The sequence below is a fragment of the Sulfurospirillum arsenophilum NBRC 109478 genome, assembly GCF_000813345.1.
Lineage (GTDB): Bacteria > Campylobacterota > Campylobacteria > Campylobacterales > Sulfurospirillaceae > Sulfurospirillum > Sulfurospirillum arsenophilum.
Genome location: NZ_BBQF01000002.1, coordinates 522,438 through 542,340, shown reverse-complemented (window position 1 = coordinate 542,340; position 19,903 = coordinate 522,438). Strand labels below are relative to the sequence as shown.

At 39.6% G+C, this 19,903-nt stretch carries 20 protein-coding genes; 14 read left to right on the top strand and 6 right to left on the bottom strand.

All coding sequences use genetic code 11. The annotated features are described in order from the left end of the window. The gene (corA, locus tag SAR02S_RS07025) at positions 1 to 960 is read left to right on the top strand and encodes a magnesium/cobalt transporter CorA (RefSeq protein WP_041958158.1); all 960 of its coding nucleotides are present in this window, start codon (positions 1 to 3) and stop codon (positions 958 to 960) included. Between the two features lie 3 nt (positions 961 to 963). Further along, the gene (locus tag SAR02S_RS07020) at positions 964 to 1,533 is read left to right on the top strand and encodes an NUDIX domain-containing protein (protein ID WP_041958156.1); all 570 of its coding nucleotides are present in this window, start codon (positions 964 to 966) and stop codon (positions 1,531 to 1,533) included. Positions 1,534 to 1,581: 48 nt separating this feature from the next. Here SAR02S_RS07020 and SAR02S_RS07015 read toward each other — a convergent pair whose 3' ends face one another. Then, entirely contained in the window at positions 1,582 to 2,454 is an 873-nt protein-coding gene (locus tag SAR02S_RS07015) for a carbon-nitrogen hydrolase (protein ID WP_041958154.1), read from the bottom strand. A 109-nt stretch (positions 2,455 to 2,563) separates the two neighbouring features. Between SAR02S_RS07015 and SAR02S_RS07010 the strand changes: the two genes are divergently transcribed. Both SAR02S_RS07010 and feoB read left to right on the top strand, forming a co-directional pair. Then, positions 2,564 to 2,788: a FeoA family protein gene (locus SAR02S_RS07010; protein WP_041958152.1), complete on the top strand. Its 225-nt coding sequence runs from the start codon at positions 2,564 to 2,566 to the stop codon at positions 2,786 to 2,788. Then, on the top strand, positions 2,785 to 4,884 hold the full coding sequence (gene feoB, locus SAR02S_RS07005) for a ferrous iron transport protein B (RefSeq protein WP_041958150.1): 2,100 nt from the start codon (positions 2,785 to 2,787) through the stop codon (positions 4,882 to 4,884). The genes SAR02S_RS07010 and feoB overlap by 4 nt, the downstream gene beginning before the upstream one ends. Before the next feature lie 131 nt (positions 4,885 to 5,015). Here the strand turns inward: feoB and SAR02S_RS07000 are convergent, their stop codons facing one another. Next, a complete protein-coding gene (locus SAR02S_RS07000) occupies positions 5,016 to 5,915 on the bottom strand; it encodes a cation diffusion facilitator family transporter (RefSeq protein WP_041958148.1) in 900 nt (299 codons plus the stop codon). Further along, complete coding sequence (locus SAR02S_RS06995; protein ID WP_041958146.1) at positions 5,912 to 6,907, bottom strand: agmatine deiminase family protein; 996 nt, start codon at positions 6,905 to 6,907, stop codon at positions 5,912 to 5,914. The genes SAR02S_RS07000 and SAR02S_RS06995 overlap by 4 nt, the downstream gene beginning before the upstream one ends. Positions 6,908 to 7,027: 120 nt before the next feature. On the opposite strand from SAR02S_RS06995, the gene SAR02S_RS06990 reads away from it, so the two are divergent. The 6 genes from SAR02S_RS06990 to SAR02S_RS06965 all read left to right on the top strand — a co-directional run bounded on the left by SAR02S_RS06990 (position 7,028) and on the right by SAR02S_RS06965 (position 14,122). Next, a complete protein-coding gene (locus tag SAR02S_RS06990; protein ID WP_232294003.1) occupies positions 7,028 to 8,503 on the top strand; it encodes a sensor histidine kinase in 1,476 nt (491 codons plus the stop codon). 3 nt (positions 8,504 to 8,506) lie between these two features. Further along, positions 8,507 to 9,184 carry a response regulator transcription factor gene (locus SAR02S_RS06985; RefSeq protein ID WP_041958145.1) on the top strand — a complete coding sequence of 226 codons (678 nt, stop codon included), beginning with the start codon at positions 8,507 to 8,509 and terminating at the stop codon, positions 9,182 to 9,184. Between the two features lie 130 nt (positions 9,185 to 9,314). Continuing rightward, entirely contained in the window at positions 9,315 to 9,629 is a 315-nt protein-coding gene (locus tag SAR02S_RS06980; RefSeq protein ID WP_041958143.1) for a DUF485 domain-containing protein, read from the top strand. Beyond that, positions 9,626 to 11,269: a cation acetate symporter gene (locus SAR02S_RS06975; RefSeq protein WP_041958141.1), complete on the top strand. Its 1,644-nt coding sequence runs from the start codon at positions 9,626 to 9,628 to the stop codon at positions 11,267 to 11,269. Before SAR02S_RS06980 ends, SAR02S_RS06975 begins: the two co-directional genes overlap by 4 nt. 70 nt (positions 11,270 to 11,339) lie before the next feature. Then, positions 11,340 to 13,286, top strand: coding sequence for an acetate--CoA ligase (gene acs / locus SAR02S_RS06970; RefSeq protein WP_041958139.1), 1,947 nt, complete (start codon positions 11,340 to 11,342; stop codon positions 13,284 to 13,286). Between the two features lie 146 nt (positions 13,287 to 13,432). Further along, on the top strand, positions 13,433 to 14,122 hold the full coding sequence (locus SAR02S_RS06965) for a SapC family protein (RefSeq protein ID WP_041958137.1): 690 nt from the start codon (positions 13,433 to 13,435) through the stop codon (positions 14,120 to 14,122). Between the two features lie 66 nt (positions 14,123 to 14,188). Here the strand turns inward: SAR02S_RS06965 and SAR02S_RS06960 are convergent, their stop codons facing one another. Further along, positions 14,189 to 14,872, bottom strand: coding sequence for a flavodoxin family protein (locus tag SAR02S_RS06960; RefSeq protein ID WP_041958135.1), 684 nt, complete (start codon positions 14,870 to 14,872; stop codon positions 14,189 to 14,191). Positions 14,873 to 14,985: 113 nt separating this feature from the next. On the opposite strand from SAR02S_RS06960, the gene SAR02S_RS06955 reads away from it, so the two are divergent. Next, the gene (locus tag SAR02S_RS06955; RefSeq protein ID WP_041958418.1) at positions 14,986 to 15,348 is read left to right on the top strand and encodes a winged helix-turn-helix transcriptional regulator; all 363 of its coding nucleotides are present in this window, start codon (positions 14,986 to 14,988) and stop codon (positions 15,346 to 15,348) included. Positions 15,349 to 15,394: 46 nt separating this feature from the next. On the opposite strand, the gene SAR02S_RS06950 is transcribed toward SAR02S_RS06955, so the two are convergent. Together SAR02S_RS06950 and rpoD are read right to left on the bottom strand one after the other, a co-directional pair. Next, positions 15,395 to 16,081: a hypothetical protein gene (locus tag SAR02S_RS06950; RefSeq protein WP_041958134.1), complete on the bottom strand. Its 687-nt coding sequence runs from the start codon at positions 16,079 to 16,081 to the stop codon at positions 15,395 to 15,397. Positions 16,082 to 16,083: 2 nt separating this feature from the next. After that, entirely contained in the window at positions 16,084 to 17,940 is a 1,857-nt protein-coding gene (rpoD, locus tag SAR02S_RS06945; protein WP_041958133.1) for an RNA polymerase sigma factor RpoD, read from the bottom strand. A gap of 175 nt (positions 17,941 to 18,115) precedes the next feature. Here rpoD and SAR02S_RS06940 point away from each other — a divergent pair, with 175 nt between their 5' ends. Genes SAR02S_RS06940 through SAR02S_RS13500 form a run of 3 tightly spaced genes read left to right on the top strand, consistent with a single transcriptional unit; the run spans position 18,116 to position 19,902 of the window. Continuing rightward, the gene (locus SAR02S_RS06940; RefSeq protein ID WP_041958416.1) at positions 18,116 to 18,919 is read left to right on the top strand and encodes a flagellar hook-basal body protein; all 804 of its coding nucleotides are present in this window, start codon (positions 18,116 to 18,118) and stop codon (positions 18,917 to 18,919) included. Positions 18,920 to 18,935: 16 nt separating this feature from the next. Continuing rightward, a complete protein-coding gene (gene flgG / locus SAR02S_RS06935; RefSeq protein ID WP_041958132.1) occupies positions 18,936 to 19,724 on the top strand; it encodes a flagellar basal-body rod protein FlgG in 789 nt (262 codons plus the stop codon). A 7-nt stretch (positions 19,725 to 19,731) separates the two neighbouring features. Continuing rightward, a complete protein-coding gene (locus SAR02S_RS13500; RefSeq protein WP_198133091.1) occupies positions 19,732 to 19,902 on the top strand; it encodes a hypothetical protein in 171 nt (56 codons plus the stop codon). Position 19,903 lies beyond the last annotated feature (1 nt).

Here is a 19,903-nt window from a genome sequence, read left to right as displayed (position 1 = left end):
ATGATACGATGTTTTTTTAAGAACAGTAATAAACTTGAAGTCGTTACCGATTTGAGCGAATTTGATGGTGATGAAGATAAAAAAAGTAAAGTTGTCTGGCTTGATATGCTCCTGCCAACAAGTGATGAGATCACATTTGTCGAAAAGACATTTGGCATAGATTTCCCGACAAAACAAGAATCTGAAGAGATTGAGATCAGTTCGCGTTACTGGGAAGAAGATAAAAAGATCGAAATTAACAGTTTTTTCTTGATTACCGATGAAGAGAATGCTCATAATGAGACGGTTTCGTTTATTTTGCAAGACAATCTTCTCATTTCCATTCGTTATAAAGAACTTAAAACGTTTGAAGAATTTAGTAAGCGTTTTTACTATGCTCCTCGTGAATTTAAAAACGGTTACTACATCTTTACACAACTTTTAGACATCAGAATCGATGCGGATGCCGATGTTATTGAAAAGCTTTCTAAAGATATTACACGTCTGCGTAAACATGTCTTTACAGACTATACCAATGATGATGCTGAAATGTTGGAAAAAATCTCCTCTTTTGAAGATCTCAATATGAATATCCGTGAGAACCTTATGGATAAACAGCGCATTTTGACCTCTTTTATAAAATCAAACAAATATGACACTTCTTTACGCAATGACATTGTCATCATGCTTAAAGATATTAAGTCGTTGATTGACTATAGTGAATTCAATTTTGAAAGACTGGATTACTTACAAAATATCTTCTTGGGTGTTTTGAATATTGAGCAAAATAAAGTTATCAAAATCTTTACCATTATGAACGTTATCTTCCTTCCTCCAACGCTTATTGCGAGTATTTACGGTATGAACTTCGATATTTTACCTGAGCTTCGTTGGGATTATGGGTATGCCTTTTCGCTCTTTTTGATGGTTCTCTCTGCGGTTACTCCACTCGCTTATTTTAAAAAGAAGGGTTGGATTTAGAGCATGAAACATACGATTGAGGTACTTAAAATCGAAGAGTGCGTAAGCTCGGAGTATATTAAACCTAAAAGTATGTACTACTTGCACAATAGCGTTGAAAAGCGCTGGGATATCGTCGATACACACAATAGTGTCGCCATTTTGTTGTACCACAAAGATTTAGATTCCTTTGTCTTTGTCAAACAGTTTCGCCCTTCCATTTACGTCAAAAACAGAGATGGCTTTACCTATGAACTCTGCGCAGGCATCGTCGATAAAGACAAAACCCTCATCGAAATCGCCAAAGAAGAGGTCTTGGAAGAGACGGGTTACGATGTTCCTCTTGATAAACTTGAGAAAATCTCCTCATTTTACACCGCCGTTGGCTTTGCAGGTGGTCGCCAAACACTTTACTACGCAGTCCTTGATGATAGCATGAAAGTAGACGAGGGCGGTGGCATCGACAATGAAAACATCGAAGTCATTTACCTTAAACGCGAAGAGACACTTGAATTTATGTTTGATGAGAGTATCGCAACCACATCAGGCTTGATGTTCGCGCTGATGTGGTACTTTAGGAATAACGAAAAATAGTGTTAGTGTTGCAACTTCCTTGGAAGTTACAATGCATTAAAAAATGGTTTAGTCAATAAAACGCTTCGTCAAATCCCCGTAAGTCTCAATTCTACGGTCACGTAAAAATGGCCAGATGCGTCTGACGTGTTCACCGCGTTCTAGGTCAACTTCGACGATGAGCACTTCTTCTTGGTCATGACTTGCCCGAACGATAATCTCACCTTGTGGGCCTGCGACAAAGGAGTTGCCCCAGAAGCGGATGCCATCTAGCACGTTATGATTGTCCACTTCTTTGCCGATGCGGTTGACACTGATGACGGGAAGTCCGTTTGCTACGGCGTGACCTCGCTGGATCGTCTCCCATGCGTCGCATTGGCGTGTTTTTTCATCTTCACTGTCTTCATCGAACCAACCAATGGCGGTGGGGTAGATGAGCATTTCTGCGCCTTTGAGCGCCATTAAACGCGCGGCTTCTGGGTACCATTGATCCCAACAGACTAGAAGACCTAGTTTTCCTACGCTGGTTTGGATGGGTTCATAGCCAAGATCACCTGGGGTGAAGTAGAATTTCTCGTAAAAACCTGGATCATCGGGGATGTGCATTTTGCGGTATTTCCCTGCTACGGTGCCATCTTTTTCAAAGACGACCGCAGTGTTGTGGTAAAGTCCAGCGGAGCGTTTTTCAAAAAGTGAGGTGACTAAAACGACCTTGTTGGCTTTGGCGGTGTCTGACCAAAAAGCGATGTCGGCTTCCCATGAACTTGCGAGGTCAAAACATGCTACATCTTCGTTGATGCAGAAGTAGCGGTCTTGGTGAAGTTCTTGTAAAACGACTAATTGTGCGCCTTGTTTGGCAGCTTTTTCGATGAGTGAAACGGTTTTGGCTATGGTTTTTTCTTTGGTACTTTCTACTGCGTGTTGGATGAGTCCGACTTTCATAAAATCCACCTAGTATGAGTTATTTTGAATAACTTATTATACATTAATGAGCTTTTAATCCGTTTTAACTTATTATCTTGATGAGCATTATCAATTAAGGAACATTAGAATGACATTATCTGAAATGAATGCTGGAGAGAACGCCATTGTGACGCTCATTGAAGCCGATGGCGAATTAAAACAGAGACTTTTTTCTTTTGGACTTCGCAAGGGAAGTCAACTCAAAATCAAAGCTACAAGTATCGCAAAAAGTACGATGGAGATCGAAGTGGGAAGTACACTTCTTGCACTTCGTTTTGAAGAAGCCAAACACATTGGAGTGCAAAGAGCATGAACGAACTTATCATCGCACTTGTGGGACAACCCAATGTTGGCAAAAGTATGCTCATCAACTCCATTGCTGATGCACGTCTTAAAGTTGGCAATTTTTCAGGGGTGACGGTTGAAAAAGCAGAAGTGCGTTTTATGACGCAAGATCGCGCTATCAAAATCGTTGATCTACCCGGGACGTACTCACTCAATGACTATACGCAAGATGAGCGTGTTACGAAAGATTTTTTGGAAAATGAGCATTACGATCTTATCATTAACGTCGTTGATGCGACCAATTTGGAGCGCAACTTATACCTCACGACGCAACTTTTAGAACTTGATAAAAAGATGATCGTAGCATTAAACATGATGGATGAAGCTCAAAAAGAGGGCATCAGCATTGACCATGAGCTTCTAAGCTCCATTTTGGGTGTGCCCTGTGTTAAGGTTTCAGCTGCAACGAAAAAAGGCATCGGGAAGCTTCTCAACCGTACTGTCGACATCTCGAATTTCCCGCATGAAAAGTCCAAGCTCATTTACAGCGATGTTGTGGAAGAAGAGGTGGAAAAACTCTCTTTCTTTTTAAAGCAAAAGCGTTATAAAACAGAATTGGTGTATCGTGATTTGGTACTGAAACTTCTACAAGAAAACCCGAAAATTTACCATAAGATGCACGATGAGCCGATTTGGCTTGAGTTTTCGCCACTTCTGAAAGAGGCGTTGGAGCATCTTTATTTGCACCATGAGACGAAAGATGTTGGCGAAATTTTTGCGGAAGAGCGAGCTTCTTTTGCAAAAGGTGCTGTCACGGAAGCGCTTACATGTAAAAAGAGCGTGTCTCGAAATATGACCGAAAAAATAGATGCACTTTTGATTCATAAATTTTTTGGTATTCCTATTTTTATCTTTTTGATGTGGGCTTTGTTTCAACTTACTTTCGAGCTTGGCTCCATCCCTATGGACTGGATTGACACTTTTTTTGTGTCACTCGGAAATTACGCGAAAACGATTTTTGGGAATGGAGAGCTTGGCTCGATGATCGCTGATGGCGCCATTTCTGGTGTGGGTGCGGTGGTAATGTTTCTTCCTAACATTGTCATTCTCTTTTTTGGTATCGCGCTTTTGGAAACGACAGGGTATATGGCGCGCGTCGCATTTTTACTCGATGGCTTTTTCCACCGTTTTGGCTTGCATGGTAAAAGTTTCATTCCATTGGTAACGGGTTTTGGCTGTTCTGTGCCTGCGTATATGAGTGCGCGTACACTGAAAAACGATAAAGACAGGCTCATTACGCTTTTTATCATCGGCTTTATGAGCTGTGGCGCGAAACTACCTGTGTATGTTCTCTTTGCAGGTGCTTTTTTCGGTCAAGAGCATGCGGGAAATGTCCTTTTTCTCATCTATATTGCAGGCGCATTTATAGGGTTGATCGCGGCAAAATTTTTGAAAAAATTTGTTTTTAGAGGGGTCGATGAGCCTTTTGTTATGGAGATGCCGAAGTACCGTTTACCTTCAGTGAGACTTATTTGGCATACGGTTGCAACCAAGGCGATTATGTATCTCAAAAAAGCGGGGACATTCATTTTAGGGGCTTCCTTGCTTATTTGGTTTGCCAGTAACTATCCAAAATATCCAAGCATTGAAGAGAGTTTCGCACAAAAAATTGAGCTGGCTCAAAACACTGAAGAAAAAGTAACGCTTGAAAATGAAAAAGCACAACTACTCTTGGAGAAAAGTTTTTTAGGGATGATCGGCAAATCAACCGATGTGCTCTTTACACCGATTGGCTTTGACTGGAAAATGACGATAGCCTTAGAATCGGGTCTAGCGGCTAAAGAGGTTGTTGTCTCAACCTTGGGTGTGTTATATGCTCTTGGTTCAGGTGTGGATGAGGGAAATGAGAGTCTCATCGGAGCACTTCAACAACAGATTTCGTTTGCTTCTTCAGTTTCGTTTATCATTTTTGTCATGTTCTATTTGCCCTGTATGGCAGCAAGCATTGTCTTTACAAAAGAGAGTGGAAGTTATAAGTATCTCGTTTATCTTTTTGTCTTTACGACTGCGATTGCGTGGGGATTGGCATTTGTTGGGTATAGAGTAGCGTTACTGTTAGGGTAAGAGGGTAAGTAAGAAAGTACCGAAGGTGCACGGGCTTCCCGCCGAGGGAAACACAGCGTTAGCGTAGTCTTTGGAGCTTTGCTCTAAAGGCGTGTAAAACGTTCTTGCAAGGTTGTAAGAACGTTAATAGACTACGCCATCTTTACCGCATTTTTATCGTTCATCTCTGAGTCATCGTAGGGGTCGAGGTGAGCGTTGATGACCCACTCTTCATCCGGAATAAGCTCTTTGATCTTCTCTTCAATCCTATCTCCCGCATGATGTGCTCGCATCAATGAAATACCTGGGCTAAAAACCAAATGGACATCGACAAAATTGGTGTTACCTGATTTACGTGTTTTGAGGTAGTGAAAATCACTGATCTCTTTCTCTTCTAAAATGAAATTTCGCATTTTTTCAACCATCTCTTCATCCAGTGATGCATCCAGCAAAATATAGACACCATCACGAATAATCTCATAGGCGGAGTGGATAATATAGATAGAAATAACAACACCCATAATGGAGTCGATTAGTTCAAATCCAGTGACTTGAATAAGCACTAATGAGACAAGAATAGCGCCATTGCTTAAAACGTCTGTTTTGTAATGAAGCGCGTCTGATTTGACGACCATACTTCGTGTTCTTTTAGCGACATAGTTCAAAAAAATGACCAGTGCAATGGTTAATGCCAGTGAGATGACCATAACAATAATCGAATTGCCAAGATACTCTAATGGTTCACTTTTAATAGCTTTTTTGATAGCAGTGTAAAAAATAAAAAGACCTGAAACGGTAATAACCGTTCCTTCAATAACTGCGGCTAAAGCTTCAATCTTACCTTTGCCATAGTTAAACTTCTTGTTGGCGGGTTGCTCGGCTTTGCTAATAGCAAAGTAATTAAAGGCGGAAACAATTAAGTCTAAAACAGAGTCAATGGCAGAAGCTAAAACGGCAACAGAGCCACTCATGATTCCCACAAAAAGTTTGATAATAATAAGAACAGTGGCAGTTCCACTGGAAATAACCGTTGCTTTCTTTTGTAAAGTCATTCGTCGTTGTCTCTTTCTTTATAAATATTCATTGAAGCGCAGTGTAGGCTTCCGTGTTCACGAATGAGTATGGAAGATTCTATACCCACAACTTCGCGCTCTGGAAAACATCTTGCAAAGATGGCTAAAACTTCTGCATCGTATGCGTCGCTATAGGTTGGAACCAGTACGGCGTTATTAATTAACACAAAGTTCATATAGGTCGCTGGAATGCGGTGGTTGTTAAAGTATTTAGCTGATGGAAGAGGCAACGGAAGCAGATGAAAGTCTGTTTTTTGAAGCTCTTTTTCCATTTTACGAAGTTCCTTATAGTGCTCATCTTCTTTGTCATAACACTTCACGTAGGCAATGGTATTTTTGTTGATAAAACGAGCCAAAGTATCGATGTGAGAGTCGGTGTCATCACCCATCAGAGCGCCATGTTCAAGCACGATCAATTCTTTGAGTCCAAAGAGATCGATGAGTGTTTTTTTGATCTTCTTTTTGGATAAATGCGAATTACGATTTTGTTCATACAGACAATATGCCGTTGAAAGCATAACGCCACGACCATTACTGTCGATGCTACCACCTTCTAGTACAAAGTCTAAGCTTTTGAGTTTTCCCTCCAAATAACCCTCTTCAAAGAGTTGTTTGGTGATGCTATTGTCTAAACTGGCTTCAAATTTATTTCCCCAAGCGTTAAAGATAAAATCATACGTGCGACGTTTATGATTTTTATAAACATTGATGCCACCAAAATCGCGTATCCATGTGTCATTTGTCGGCATTTGGATGAGTTCAATGTTTTGTAGATTTGGCAATGAATTTGCCAGTGCTTTTTTGTCTTCACATATAACCATACACTTTTGAAAGCGTGCAATGGTTGTGATAAACGTCAAATACGTTTGATGGATCTCATTAATTGAGTGTGCCCAATCGCTTTCTTTTGGAGGGAAAACGACGATAAGTGCTTCTTGCTCTTCCCATTCGGCAGGTATTCGGATTTTCATTGTGTCACTCCCTGTAGCGTAGGTTTGAATCAAATTATACCAAAAATGGCTTGTATCTCCTTTTTTGGGGAGAATATAGGTAAAATAGCCTCCATAAGTTTTTACATGTAAAGGATTTTTTTGCTACTGAAAAAAAAAGATAACAAAAGTATCAACCAGATTAATTTTATGGCGATTCTTTTTGCAGGTCTTTTTGCCTTTATCTCTGCGTGTTTAGTCATCGTTAATGAGTATTTGGAGTTTCAAAAAGAGATTAAAATTATTGAAGAGAGTTACATCCAAACGCAACAAAAGAGTGCATCAACGCAACTCAATCTTCTTTATAACATTACCGAGTATCGCTACAAACAGAGTCAAAACCTTCCCAAAGAGCAGATATACCAAAAACTCAAAGAAGATGTCACCGCATTAATGGCGAACACGGAAACGCAAAATTACCTTTTTTTAGAGCGCAGTTCTGGGCAGATGCTTTACCGTTCTTCTCCTATAACGCCTGCTGAAGAGACGAGTAAAGACATCGTTGTCACCAAGGCATTTGAACCACTAGGGCTTATTTTAGGCAGTGGCGTGAGTACGCGTAGCATTGAAGATGTGTTGGCGCAGAAAAAGAAAGACTATCAAGATAAAATCATCAATTTTGTCCTTAAAATCTATATGCTAACACTCTTTTTGTATTTGGTTAGTACGATTGAGTATCGCTATGTCAGCGACATTATGAAGCGTGAAATTCGCTTTATTGTCTATTCGTTTAAGAAAGCTTCTCAAAGTTATGAGTTCATTGATATGGAAAAGATCAAGTTTCAAGAGTTTGAAGAGATTGTGACGCATGCCAATGTGATGATCGAAGAGATTAAGAGTAAAAATCACGCACTTGTGGAGCTTAATAGCAATCTTGAAATGATCGTTGAGCAAAAGACGGAAGAGCTAAAACGCTCCGTTGACTTTACGCAAGAATTGCTTGAAAAGCAGGATCGGTTTATTAAAAATGCGATTCATGAGATCAATACACCACTATCCATTATCTTGATGAACATAGATCTTTACAACTTAAAATATGAGAAAAATCCGTATCTACTCAAAATCGAAGCCGCCGTCAAAGTGCTTGACAACATCTATGAAGATTTGGCGTATGTCGTGAAAAAAGACAGAGTTGTGTATGAAAAAGCGATGATCGATTTTTCTAAGTTTTTAACCGAGAGGGTAGAGTACTTTGAAGATGTCGCTGAGGGCAATAAACTGCATATCATTACCGATATAAAACGTGATCTGTTTATCGTTTTTAACGAGATCGAACTTCAGCGCATTTGTGACAATAATCTCTCCAATGCCATCAAGTACAGCTACGAAAAACAACCTTTACATGTAAAGCTTTATGCAGAGCAAGAGAGTATTGTTTTTGAGGTACAAAATTCTGGCGAAAAGATCAAAGCACCCGATCAGCTTTTTAATCGTTATTACCGTGAAGATGAAGCGCGTGGTGGGTTTGGCTTGGGGTTAAATATCGTTAAAGAGATTTGCGATGCCAATGATGTTGCTATTACCGTCCTCTCCGATGAGGCTAAGACACTTTTCCGCTACCGCTTTGCTAAAGGATAAACTATGAAGATTTTACTGCTTGAAGATGAGTTGATGCTTAGAAGCTCCATTGAAGAGTACTTAGAAGCACTGGGTCATAAAGTCATAGCGTATGGCAATGGTGAAGAGGCGTATGAAGCGATCAAAAAAGATGTGTTTGATCTTTTGCTGTTAGACATCAACATTCCTAAAATGAATGGTCTGAGCTTGCTTAAGGCACTGAATGAAATAGAACATGCTTTTCCTACTATCTTTATTAGTGCCAACGTTGACATTGATGACATAAGTCGTGCGTTTGAACTAGGAGCTTCAGATTACCTCAAAAAGCCATTTCATCTTAAAGAGTTGGGAATTCGCATCGATAAAATTAAAAAAGAGTATGAGATTAAAAAGCTTCAGCATATCATCCTCAGTTCTAAGTATGTCTTCTCCAAAGAAGAGCAGATGCTCTTTTACAACAACAATGTTCAAGTGCTTACGAAGAAACAGTTACAAATTGTTACATTGCTCTGTGAGAATATGGGCGTCGTTGTTGACTTTGAAAAATTCAGAAGTTATGTTTGGAACGATGAACCCATTGATAATGCCTCAATTAGGGCTGAAATTAGCCGTTTTCGCAAGCTTCTTAAAGAAGATTTTATTATAAATCTCAAAGGTGTTGGCTATAAAATAGAGAAGTACTTTCCAGAGAAAAACCGTTAAAAGTTACTTATTTACTCATATTATTTAAAAAAAATCCTCCTTTTCTTTCAAACTTGCAAATGCTACGGTAATGCTACGTTACTTCTTTACAATGACATCATAGCTACCACATCAAATAGAAGGAGCATTTATGAGTCAGAACATCTACGACAGAGTACAGGCCAATCCAAAATTCGCCGAACTCGTAAAAAAAAGAAGTAGTTTTGCATGGAAACTAGCGATTGTTATGCTGGTTGTGTACTACTCTTTCATCCTTGTAATTGCTTTTTCCCCTACCACATTTGCGATTAAGCTTGGTGAGGGCGTTACTACAGTTGGTATTCCTGTAGGACTTGGCGTTATTATTATTGCGTTTGTGCTTACGGGTATTTATACTCAAAGAGCCAATGGTGAATTTGATGACTTAACCAATCAAATCAAAGAAGAAGCAAGGGGTGAAAAATGAAATGGGGCTTATTACTTTTAGCACTTTCAAATGTTTTATTTGCAGCAGGCGATGCTCAATTTAGTGGTAAGCGAGACTTGAATGTTTCTGCAATCATTATGTTTGTTCTCTTTGTTTTTGCAACATTAGGCATTACCTACTGGGCTGCAAAAAGAACCAAAACGGCTAAAGATTTTTACACCGCAGGCGGAGGCATTACAGGTTTCCAAAATGGTCTAGCGATCGCGGGTGACTACATGTCTGCTGCATCATTCCTAGGAATTTCAGGACTTGTTTACCTCAAAGGATTTGATGGTCTTATCTATTCTATCGGCTTCTTAGTCGGTTGGCCGATCATCCTTTTCTTGGTCGCAGAACAGCTTAGAAACTTAGGTAAATATACCTTTAGTGATGTTGCATCGTATCGTTTACAACAAACACCGATTCGTGTACTTGCTGCCCTTGGTTCATTGGCAACGGTAGCACTTTATTTGATCGCTCAAATGGTTGGTGCGGGTCAGTTGATTCAGATCTTATTTGGACTTGATTATGAGTATGCGGTCATCATGGTGGGTATCTTGATGATTTTATATGTTACTTTTGGTGGCATGTTGGCAACAACATGGGTTCAGATCATCAAAGCAGTTTTACTTCTTTCAGGTGCATCGTTCATGGCAATCATGATTATGTACAAAGTAGGATTTAGCTTTGAGTCACTCTTTGCACAAGCGGTTGCTGTTAAAAAAAGTGCATCTATCATGGCTCCCGGAGGCTTGGTAAGTGACCCAATTTCAGCGATTAGCTTAGGAATTGCCTTGATGTTTGGAACCGCAGGTCTTCCACATATCTTGATGCGTTTCTTTACTGTAAGCGATGCTAAAGAGGCAAGAAAATCTGTCTTTTTTGCAACTGGATTTATAGGTTATTTTTATATTTTAACATTTATCATAGGTTTCGGTGCTATCGTATTACTTACAAATGATCCAACGTACCTTGATCCAATCAAAGGTGGTATCATCGGTGGTGGTAACATGTCTGCGATTCACACAGCACATGCGATTGGTGGAAACTTATTCCTAGGATTTATCTCAGCGGTTGCATTTGCAACGATTTTAGCGGTTGTTTCTGGCCTTACACTTGCAGGTGCAAGTGCTGTAAGCCATGATCTTTATGCAAACGTATTTGCAAGAGGTCGTGTGGATGAAATGACAGAGATGAGAGTTTCTAAGTACTCTACGATTGCTCTTGGTATCGTAGCGATTATTTTAGGCATTGCATTTGAAAAGCAAAATATCGCGTTCATGGTAGGACTTGCGTTTGCGATTGCAGCAAGTGCTAACTTCCCGATTCTTTTCCTCTCAATGTTCTGGAGAAAGCTTACAACTAAAGGTGCAGTCTGGGGCGGTAGCTTGGGACTTTTAACAGCGATTGTGTTGGTTGTTCTTAGTAAAGCAGTTTGGGTGGATGTTTTAGGCAATAAAACAGCGATCTATGCTTACGGCAACCCAGCGTTGTTTTCAATGACCATAGCGTTTGCAGGCATCTGGATCTTCTCTTTAATGGATAAGAGCGAAAATGCGGCAAAAGAGATAGCGGCGTATGACCATCAGTATATCAGAAGTCAAACAGGTATCGGAGCGGAAGGCTCTTCAAGTCACTAAATAGTATAAAAATTCAACCTCTTGGATAAAACCAAGAGGTGTTAATAAATTATGAAAAAGGATAGTAACTATGTCACAACTTTTTGAACCAAGTAGAGCTTTAAGCAAAGAAGCCAGAATTAAGAACATGTGTGAGTATAAGGAGCTTTGTATCCAAGCAGACGAGGATTTTGAAGGATATTGGGATAAGCTAGCACGTGAGAAAATTGAGTGGTTTAAGCCTTATGACAGAGTATTAAATGAAGATAATGCTCCGTTCTACAAATGGTTCGAAGGTGGCAAATTAAATGTTACGCATCAGTGTTTGGGACGTCATCTAAAGACACGTAAAAATAAAGCGGCGATTATCTGGGAAGGTGAAGATGGTAAACGTCGTATCATCACCTATCTTCAACTTTTTTACCGCGTTAACCGTTTAGCGAACTTGATGCGTAATAAATTTGGTATCAAAAAAGGCGATCGGGTTGTTTTATATATGCCAATGATTCCTGAGGCTGCTTTTGCGATGCTTGCTTGTGCAAAAATTGGTGCGATTCACTCTGTTGTTTTTGGTGGATTCTCTGCTGAAGCTTTGCGTGATCGTATCCAAGATGCTGAGGCAAAATTGGTTATTACAGCCGATGGTGCATTCCGTCGTGGTAAACCGTATATGTTAAAACCTGTTGTTGATGAAGCTCTTAGCGTTGGCTGTGAATGTTGTGAAAAAGTGCTTATCGTTCAGAGAAACTTTGAAGATATCGAGTACGTTCCAGGACGCGATTATGTTTACAACGAGATTATAATGAACGAGTCTCAGTACTGTGATCCTGAGTGGATGGACTCAGAAGATCCGCTCTTCTTGCTCTACACATCAGGAAGTACAGGTAAACCAAAAGGTGTTCAACACGGAAGTGCTGGCTACATTCTTTGGGCACAGTACACGATGGAACACGTTTTTGATGTTAAAGAGAATGACACTTTCTGGTGTACAGCGGATGTTGGTTGGATTACAGGACATACGTACATTGTTTATGGTCCACTTGCGATGGGTGCAACGACCATTATGTATGAAGGTGTTCCAACATTCCCAGATGTAGGCAGATGGTGGAGTATGATCGAAGAACACAGAGTCAATCAGTTCTATACCGCTCCAACAGCGATTCGTTTACTTCACAAAGAGGGTGCGGATGCTCCTTCAAAGTACGACCTAAGTTCTCTAAAAGTGCTTGGAACTGTTGGTGAGCCGATCAATCCTGATGCGTGGATGTGGTACTATGAGCAAATTGGTGGAGGAAACTGCCCAATCGTTGATACATGGTGGCAAACAGAGACGGGTGGTCATATGATTACGCCACTTCCGGGTGCAACACCGATTAAACCTGGTTCTGCTACATTCCCACTTCCGGGCATTAAAGCAGAAATCATTGATGAGCACGGCAATCCAACACCAAAAGGTGAAAAAGGGTTCTTGTGTATCACCAAACCTTGGCCTTCAATGATTCGTAATATCTGGGGCGATAGTGACCGTTTTGTGAAGTCCTATTTTGGGGATTGTAAGAAAGACGGTAAACCGGTTTACTTCTCAGGCGATGGTGCGATGTACGATGATGATGGTTACATCGTCATTACAGGACGAACAGACGACGTTATCAACGTTTCAGGACATAGAATCGGTACAGCGGAGATTGAAGCAGTTCTTGCTCACCATGAAAACGTTGCAGAGGTTGCTGTTGTCGGACGCCCAGATGCGATCAAAGGTGAGGGCATCTTTGCATACATCGTTATTAAGAGTACGGATTCACTCAGTGAAGAGGTTTACATGATCCAAGAGCTCAACAAGCTCATTGTTAAAGAGATCGGTAATATCGCTAAACTTGATGCAATCCGCTTCGTACCGGGTTTACCAAAAACTAGAAGTGGTAAAATCATGCGCAGAATCCTTCGCTCAATTGCGAAAAAAGAGCCTATTACGCAAGACATCTCAACGCTTGAAGATCCAAGTATCGTTGAGAAAATCCAAAACCTTATCGAATTTTAGTCTTTCACCGCGGTTACATGTAAAATGTAACCGCTTCTTTATCTAAACAAAATAACTTCATCTCTCTTCCACCAAGCAAGTAAAAATTTGTACTGAAAATGCTATGATACACTCTATACAACTACCAATTAGAGGAACATAACATCATGGCAATGCATATTATAAACCAACCACACGATCAAACTAAAGCCGTCAATGACGCAATTCGTTACCCCAACTTAGAAACGATGATAAGCGTACCCTTGGGAATTGGAGAGTTTTACGAAGCATGCAAAGATTATCCGATTTTGTTTACTAAAAATCAAGAAGGAGATTGGCTCGCTATTGCACTCCTTGGCTTTAACGATAAAAATGTTTACTTGGATGAAAATCGTCGCTTTAAAAAAGGAAAATATCTTCCTGCATTTTTGAGACGTTATCCGTTTGTTTTGGTTCAAAATGAAGGACAAGAGGGTTTTTCTTTAGGAATTGAAGAAGATGCTTTGGAGGAATTAACGGCATCTAACCAACAACGTGCTCTCTTTAAGGACGATAAAACACCCAGTGATTTGACAAAAAATACTTTGGATTTTCTTGTTCGTTTCCAAGGCGAGTTACACGCGTGTAACACTTTTATTAAAGAGTTAGAAACGTGGGAATTATTGGTTCAACAAAGTGCCAATGTTCTCGATGAAGAAGGTAAAGCACATACCATTAATGGATTTTTTACGCTTAATGAAGAAAAACTGGCTCACTTAAGTGAAAAGAAAAAGCTTGATATCTACAAAAAAGGAGCTACCCCTTTTATGACAGCTCATCTTATTTCGTTAAGCAATATTAGACGATTGGGGCTATAGGCTTTTTTGCATTAAAAATGTTTACATGTAAAATTGAAAACTTTACATGTAAACGTTACTCTGCTTTTAATGAGGCTCAACTTCACTGTAAAAAGAAGATGAAACACCTTGTGTGGCAAATCGTACGCCCATATCAAACGCTTTTTCACAATCTATTGGAAACACCTCTTTGCGCCTTTTGGCTTTGAGAGGTTCACTAAAAGCGGTTACTTCGTATTTGGAGTAGTCTTTAAACTGATAGGTATCGGTGACATAAAGTGCTTCAGAAGAACCAAAAATACTTCCAAGCCTCTTTTCAAGACCACTAAGTGCTTCAACATAACCCCATTCTCGCATTCTTTTTTCATCTAAATTCATCGTATACATTAATCCTATAGGTATTTTTCTGGGAAATAAAGAGGAGTAATTGACATCGTAAAGGGTGTATTGAAAGGCTAATCGTTCGATGAAAGAGCGCATCATGCCAGTAATATTTCCAAAGTAAATGGGTGAGCCTAAGAGAATGGCATCGGCATCTCGTAGCTTTTCAAGAAGGGGTTTGAGCTCATCTTTATGCGCGCATTTGCCATAGGATTTTCCGCTTTTGAGTTTACAGGCAAAGCAACTCACACATCCTTGATAGTTAAGATCGTAAAGATGGATCAGCTCTGTTTGCGCACCTTGTTTTGCGGCACCTTCAAGGGCATTTTTAAGCAGGGTTGCGGTGTTGGCATTTTTGCGTGGACTCCCATTGATCGCTATAATTTTCATCGGTATTCCTTCTAAAGAGTTTGTTGAATTGAATTATAGGGTTATTTATGACTTAAGTATAGAATGAACTTTTTAGTTATATACTAACCAAAAGGGAAGTAATGGAGCAAAAAATGGAAAATTTCAGTGATAAATACGAAAAATGTCCTATGTATTATGCGATGTCGATTTTGGAGGGAAAGTGGAAGTGGATTATTTTGTGGAAGATATCTGAATCAAAAGTCATTCGCTACAATCGCTTAAAAGAGATGTTACAGCCCATTGCACACAAAACATTAAGCCAACAGCTCAAAGAGTTAGAGCGTAATAACATTATTCACAGGGAACAGTACAATCAAGTACCTCCGAAAGTGGAATACTCACTCACGCAAGAGGGCGAAACGCTCATACCTATTTTAAGTTTAATGTATCAGTGGGGAAAAGAGCATATGAAACCAGGTGAGGCGCTTGATGGAGAATCGTGTTTAAGCTCATAAATAAAAGTTACATGTAAAGCCAAATGACTTTACATGTAAAGATTTTTTAGGAAACCATCGCCGAGTGAATCAGTGTTTCATCGTTTTCAAAATGGATGGTGCAGTTAGCTTTTACGGCAATCTCTTCAATGTTTTTTTCATAGTTCCTATCTCTGCTATCACCTTTGATGGAGATGGCAAAAATAGGGTATTTTTTAGTGTTAAATCGAATGTATTCACCTGTAATCAGCGCTAAACGTGTGGTGATGACGGTAGAGTTGATATGAGACTGATAGACTTTGGTGAGGAGCTTCATAAAGTCTTCGACTTTGAGTCGAACATCTGGGAAGGTTGGGTCAAACTCTTTTTTAAATTTGATATTTGCATTGGTAGAAGAAGCGCTGATGCACAGATCTAGAAGTGCGTAGATGTTCACGCTCTCGCCATACTCTTCAACATTTGCAAATTTCTTAGTGGCACTCTTATAAAGCTTGATGCCTATGGATGTTTCATCGGTATAACCCACCGTAATCGCATAAAATTTATACGAACTAAACGAGATATCCACGATGGTGGTTTTAAAACCATAGGTCATACTGGCATAGGTTTGGGCGATATCAAAGATTTTTTTGTGGTTGACCTCACCAAGAAGGTATTGCGCTTCTTGGTTGAGGGAAATGATCTTACCGGTACTATCAAAAACAATAAAAGGATTGTAATCGTGTTCAATCCATGCTTCTGCAAAACTACTCATGGTTAACTTTCGATGTAGTTTTTAAGTTTACGTCCCACTTTAGGATGTTTCAGTTTTTTAATCGCAGAACTTTCGATCTGGCGAACACGCTCACGCGTTACGTTAAGCTCTTTACCAATCTCTTCGAGCGTTCTATCACTCTCATCGTGCATTAAACCAAAACGCATACGAATAACCGCTTTTTCTCTGTCATTGAGTTGATCGAGTACTTCATCGATCTGATCTTTAAGATCCGATTTCAAGATGAAATCAAGCGGTGCAACAGAGGTTTTATCTTCAACAAAATCGCCAAATTTACCATCGTCTTCATTACCAATAGGTGCTTCCAACGAAATAGGCTCTTTGGTGATTTTGATGACGTTTTTAACTTTATCGGCACTCAAACCCACTTCTAAAGCGATGGTTTCGATGTCAGGCTCTTTACCTTCTTCTTGAAGGTGTTTACGAATGATCTTATTGATACGGTTGATTGTCTCGATCATGTGGATCGGAATACGAATCGTACGCGCTTGATCAGCAATGGCACGTGAAATGGCTTGGCGAATCCACCATGTGGCGTAAGTCGAGAATTTGTAGCCTTTTTTGTACTCAAATTTATCAACCGCTTTCATCAAACCGATATTTCCTTCTTGAATAAGATCCAAGAATGGTAAACCTCTGTTGGTGTAACGTTTTGCAATGGAAACAACCAGACGTAAGTTTGATTTTGCCATACGGGTTTTAGACTCGTCAGCAATTTTCTTACCCCGTTTGATCTGCTCAAGAACTTCTTTGAGTTTTTCAGGATCAAGATCGAAACCTTGTTTACTCGCTTCCTTGGTTTGGAAAAGCTTTTTGATCTCCATATAGGTAGAAACCATTGTGGCTTCAGGAACCATTGTGGTGATGTCTTCTTTGTTAAGATCAACAATGCTCGTCAAAAGTTTAACGTGATTTTCTCTGAGTGTATCATTGAAAAGTGGTAAACGGTACTCTAAACGCTTAAGCTCTTTATCGAACTCAAAGTCACTTTTAAGCGCTGTTTCCATAGATTTTACAAGTTCGTTAATGAGCTTACTGGTAGGCCCTAGATCCATCAATGCGTCTTTAAGAAGTTTCTTTTTGTACGCCAAACCAAGATCGTAGTTCATCATCTCTTCAGCATCATCTAAATTCTCTTCAGGTGGTCTTGTAAGACTTTTGAGCCAATCTTTTTTCGCTTTCTCTAATGACTTAAAGCTCTCGATAACTTTTTCAGTTCTCGTGTTGTCTTTTTTTGAGAAGGTTTTTTTCTCTTCACCTTCTTCACCATCTTCTTCGTCAAACTCTTCTTCATCATCACCATCATCGCTGTCATCTTCAAAGGTTTTGAAAAGCTCTTTTACACGACGTTCACGGTTGATCAGTGCTTCTTTATAGTCTAGAATAAAGTCGATAAGGTAAGGAACGGAACAGAACGCATCGATGATGATATCTTCACCGAATTCGATTTTTTTACTGATGTCGATCTCTTCATCTTTGGTTAGAAGTGAGATTTGTCCCATTTCACGAAGATACATTCTAACAGGGCTATCACTGCGTGACCACTCTAGGAGTTCTTTTTCGCTGGCAAGGTCAAACTCTTCTTCAAGAGCATCATCTTTGATTTTTTGGCGCTCTTCTTCTCTTCTTCTCGCTTCTTCTTTGTTGCGCATTTTGGCAATTTCAGCAGAAGAGATTAAGGTGACTTTGTATTTTTCTAAAAGGGTCATTAGTTTTTTAACATTTGCAGGGGTTGGAGGCTTGATAAAAAGATCCATTACGTTTTCGTAAGTGACGTATGCTTTTTCATTTTCTGCAAAAAGTTCTTCTAATGCTGTATAGAGTTCTTTTGAAGCCATAAGTGTAACTCTCCTTGAGTAAGGTATGTGGAGGTGGAAAATTTCTAAATTTCTTTAATAAAAGATGTGGATTATACCGAGTTTTTTTTTAAATGTCATTGAATGCTCTCATCTCATAAAGTGGAACAGGAGTTGCTTTAACTAGGGAAAGATTCTAAAAACAGTGGGAAAAACAATGCAAAGCAGCTATTACAGCGTAACGGGAGCGATGGTCACACAGTTTAATAAACTGGATGTCATCTCCAACAATCTTGCCAATTTAAATACCACAGCGTTCAAAAGAGATGATGTTGTTGTGGGTGATTTTAAACGTATTTTTCAAGAATACAAAGATGAGATGCCCCTTCGTGACAATACCAAAGAAGCAAGCAAGTTTATCAATGCCGTTGGAACAAGAGTGCCTCAAGTGGTTGAAGAGTATATTAAATACGACCAAGGTGCAATTAAAAACACGGGTAATACGCTTGATTTTGCACTAAAGCGTGATGATGCCTTTTTTATGGTGGAGACTCCTAATGGTATTCGTTTAACACAAAATGGTTCTTTCTCTTTTAACAGTGCAGGTGTTTTAACTACAAAAGAGGGGTATCCTGTTTTACCCGCAACCTATTTTCAAAATCAACAGTACATTACAATACCTGATGATGGCGAGTTAAGAGTCGATCAAAGCGGTGGAATTTATAACCGAGACGATGAACTTGGACGTCTTTACATTGTTGAAAGTGATGATGTCAAGTCACTCATCAAAGAGGGCGCTAGCCTTTATAAATTCAAAAGTACCGATGAATTAACCGAACTGACAGATGGAAGTTTGGTGATGCAAGGCTTTTTGGAAACCAGTAATATCAATCCTGTCAGTGAAATGGTTGGGCTGATTGAAACCAATAGATTTGTAGATATGTATCAAAAAGTTATGAAATCGCATATGAATGACCTCAATTCAGAAGCTATCTCTAAACTCGCCTCGACTAAAGCATAATAAGTAAGGAAGAAAAATGATTCGATCACTTTATACTGCCGCAACGGGAATGATTGCCCAACAAACGCAGATTGATACCACATCAAACAATATTTCAAACGTTAACACGATTGGTTATAAGAAGCAACGTGCTGAGTTTGCGGATTTGATGTACCAAACCATGACGTATGCTGGAACGTCAACCAGTGGTACTTCGGTTTCACCAACAGGTATTGAAATCGGTCTGGGTGTTCGTCCAACTGCTATTGCAAAGATATTTACACAAGGTAACTTTAAAGAGACAGGTAACTCGTTGGATATGGCGATTACAGGAAATGGTTTCTTCCAAATTTTGCTTCCCGATGGAACAACGGGCTATACTAGAAATGGTTCGTTTAAATTGGATGCTGATGGTAATGTCATCAACAGCGATGGTTATCAAATGATACCCCAGTTAACAATCCCTGCGGATGCGACACAAATTACCATTGGTGTGGATGGTATGGTCTCCGTCCTTCAAGCAGGTGCAACTGCGACTCAGCAAATTGGTCAAATTGAACTTGCCAACTTTATCAATCCAGCAGGTCTTCACTCTTTAGGCGATAATAACTTTATTAATACAAGTGCGTCAGGTGATCCCATTGTCAGTAACCCTGGTCTTAATGGTCTTGGTCAAACAAGACAGCAATTTGTTGAGATGAGTAACGTTCAATTGGTTGAAGAGATGACGGACTTAATTACAGGTCAACGTGCGTATGAGGCAAACTCAAAAGCGATTACGACCAGTGATGAGATGCTTCAAACTGTTAACGCCTTGAAACAATAAGTTTAAAATGCTCATTTTAGTGCCTCTTCTGATCTTGGTCGCGATTATTGTCGCGATCGATCAGCTCTATTTTAGTGACATAACTCCTAAAGATACAAGCTCTAAAAAAGAGCTACAGCAAAAGGCAAGCGATATGAATGCTACGCAGAAGTATCTGGATCGCTACATCAAAAAATAAC

Coding starts and splice junctions, on each gene's coding strand:
- corA (WP_041958158.1), top strand. CDS start 1: ATGATACGATGTTTTTTTAAGAACAGTAATAAACTTGAAGTCGTTACC.
- SAR02S_RS07020 (WP_041958156.1), top strand. CDS start 964: ATGAAACATACGATTGAGGTACTTAAAATCGAAGAGTGCGTAAGCTCG.
- SAR02S_RS07015 (WP_041958154.1), bottom strand. CDS start 2,454: ATGAAAGTCGGACTCATCCAACACGCAGTAGAAAGTACCAAAGAAAAA.
- SAR02S_RS07010 (WP_041958152.1), top strand. CDS start 2,564: ATGACATTATCTGAAATGAATGCTGGAGAGAACGCCATTGTGACGCTC.
- feoB (WP_041958150.1), top strand. CDS start 2,785: ATGAACGAACTTATCATCGCACTTGTGGGACAACCCAATGTTGGCAAA.
- SAR02S_RS07000 (WP_041958148.1), bottom strand. CDS start 5,915: ATGACTTTACAAAAGAAAGCAACGGTTATTTCCAGTGGAACTGCCACT.
- SAR02S_RS06995 (WP_041958146.1), bottom strand. CDS start 6,907: ATGAAAATCCGAATACCTGCCGAATGGGAAGAGCAAGAAGCACTTATC.
- SAR02S_RS06985 (WP_041958145.1), top strand. CDS start 8,507: ATGAAGATTTTACTGCTTGAAGATGAGTTGATGCTTAGAAGCTCCATT.
- SAR02S_RS06980 (WP_041958143.1), top strand. CDS start 9,315: ATGAGTCAGAACATCTACGACAGAGTACAGGCCAATCCAAAATTCGCC.
- SAR02S_RS06975 (WP_041958141.1), top strand. CDS start 9,626: ATGAAATGGGGCTTATTACTTTTAGCACTTTCAAATGTTTTATTTGCA.
- acs (WP_041958139.1), top strand. CDS start 11,340: ATGTCACAACTTTTTGAACCAAGTAGAGCTTTAAGCAAAGAAGCCAGA.
- SAR02S_RS06965 (WP_041958137.1), top strand. CDS start 13,433: ATGGCAATGCATATTATAAACCAACCACACGATCAAACTAAAGCCGTC.
- SAR02S_RS06960 (WP_041958135.1), bottom strand. CDS start 14,872: ATGAAAATTATAGCGATCAATGGGAGTCCACGCAAAAATGCCAACACC.
- SAR02S_RS06955 (WP_041958418.1), top strand. CDS start 14,986: ATGGAAAATTTCAGTGATAAATACGAAAAATGTCCTATGTATTATGCG.
- SAR02S_RS06950 (WP_041958134.1), bottom strand. CDS start 16,081: ATGAGTAGTTTTGCAGAAGCATGGATTGAACACGATTACAATCCTTTT.
- rpoD (WP_041958133.1), bottom strand. CDS start 17,940: ATGGCTTCAAAAGAACTCTATACAGCATTAGAAGAACTTTTTGCAGAA.
- SAR02S_RS06940 (WP_041958416.1), top strand. CDS start 18,116: ATGCAAAGCAGCTATTACAGCGTAACGGGAGCGATGGTCACACAGTTT.
- flgG (WP_041958132.1), top strand. CDS start 18,936: ATGATTCGATCACTTTATACTGCCGCAACGGGAATGATTGCCCAACAA.
- SAR02S_RS13500 (WP_198133091.1), top strand. CDS start 19,732: ATGCTCATTTTAGTGCCTCTTCTGATCTTGGTCGCGATTATTGTCGCG.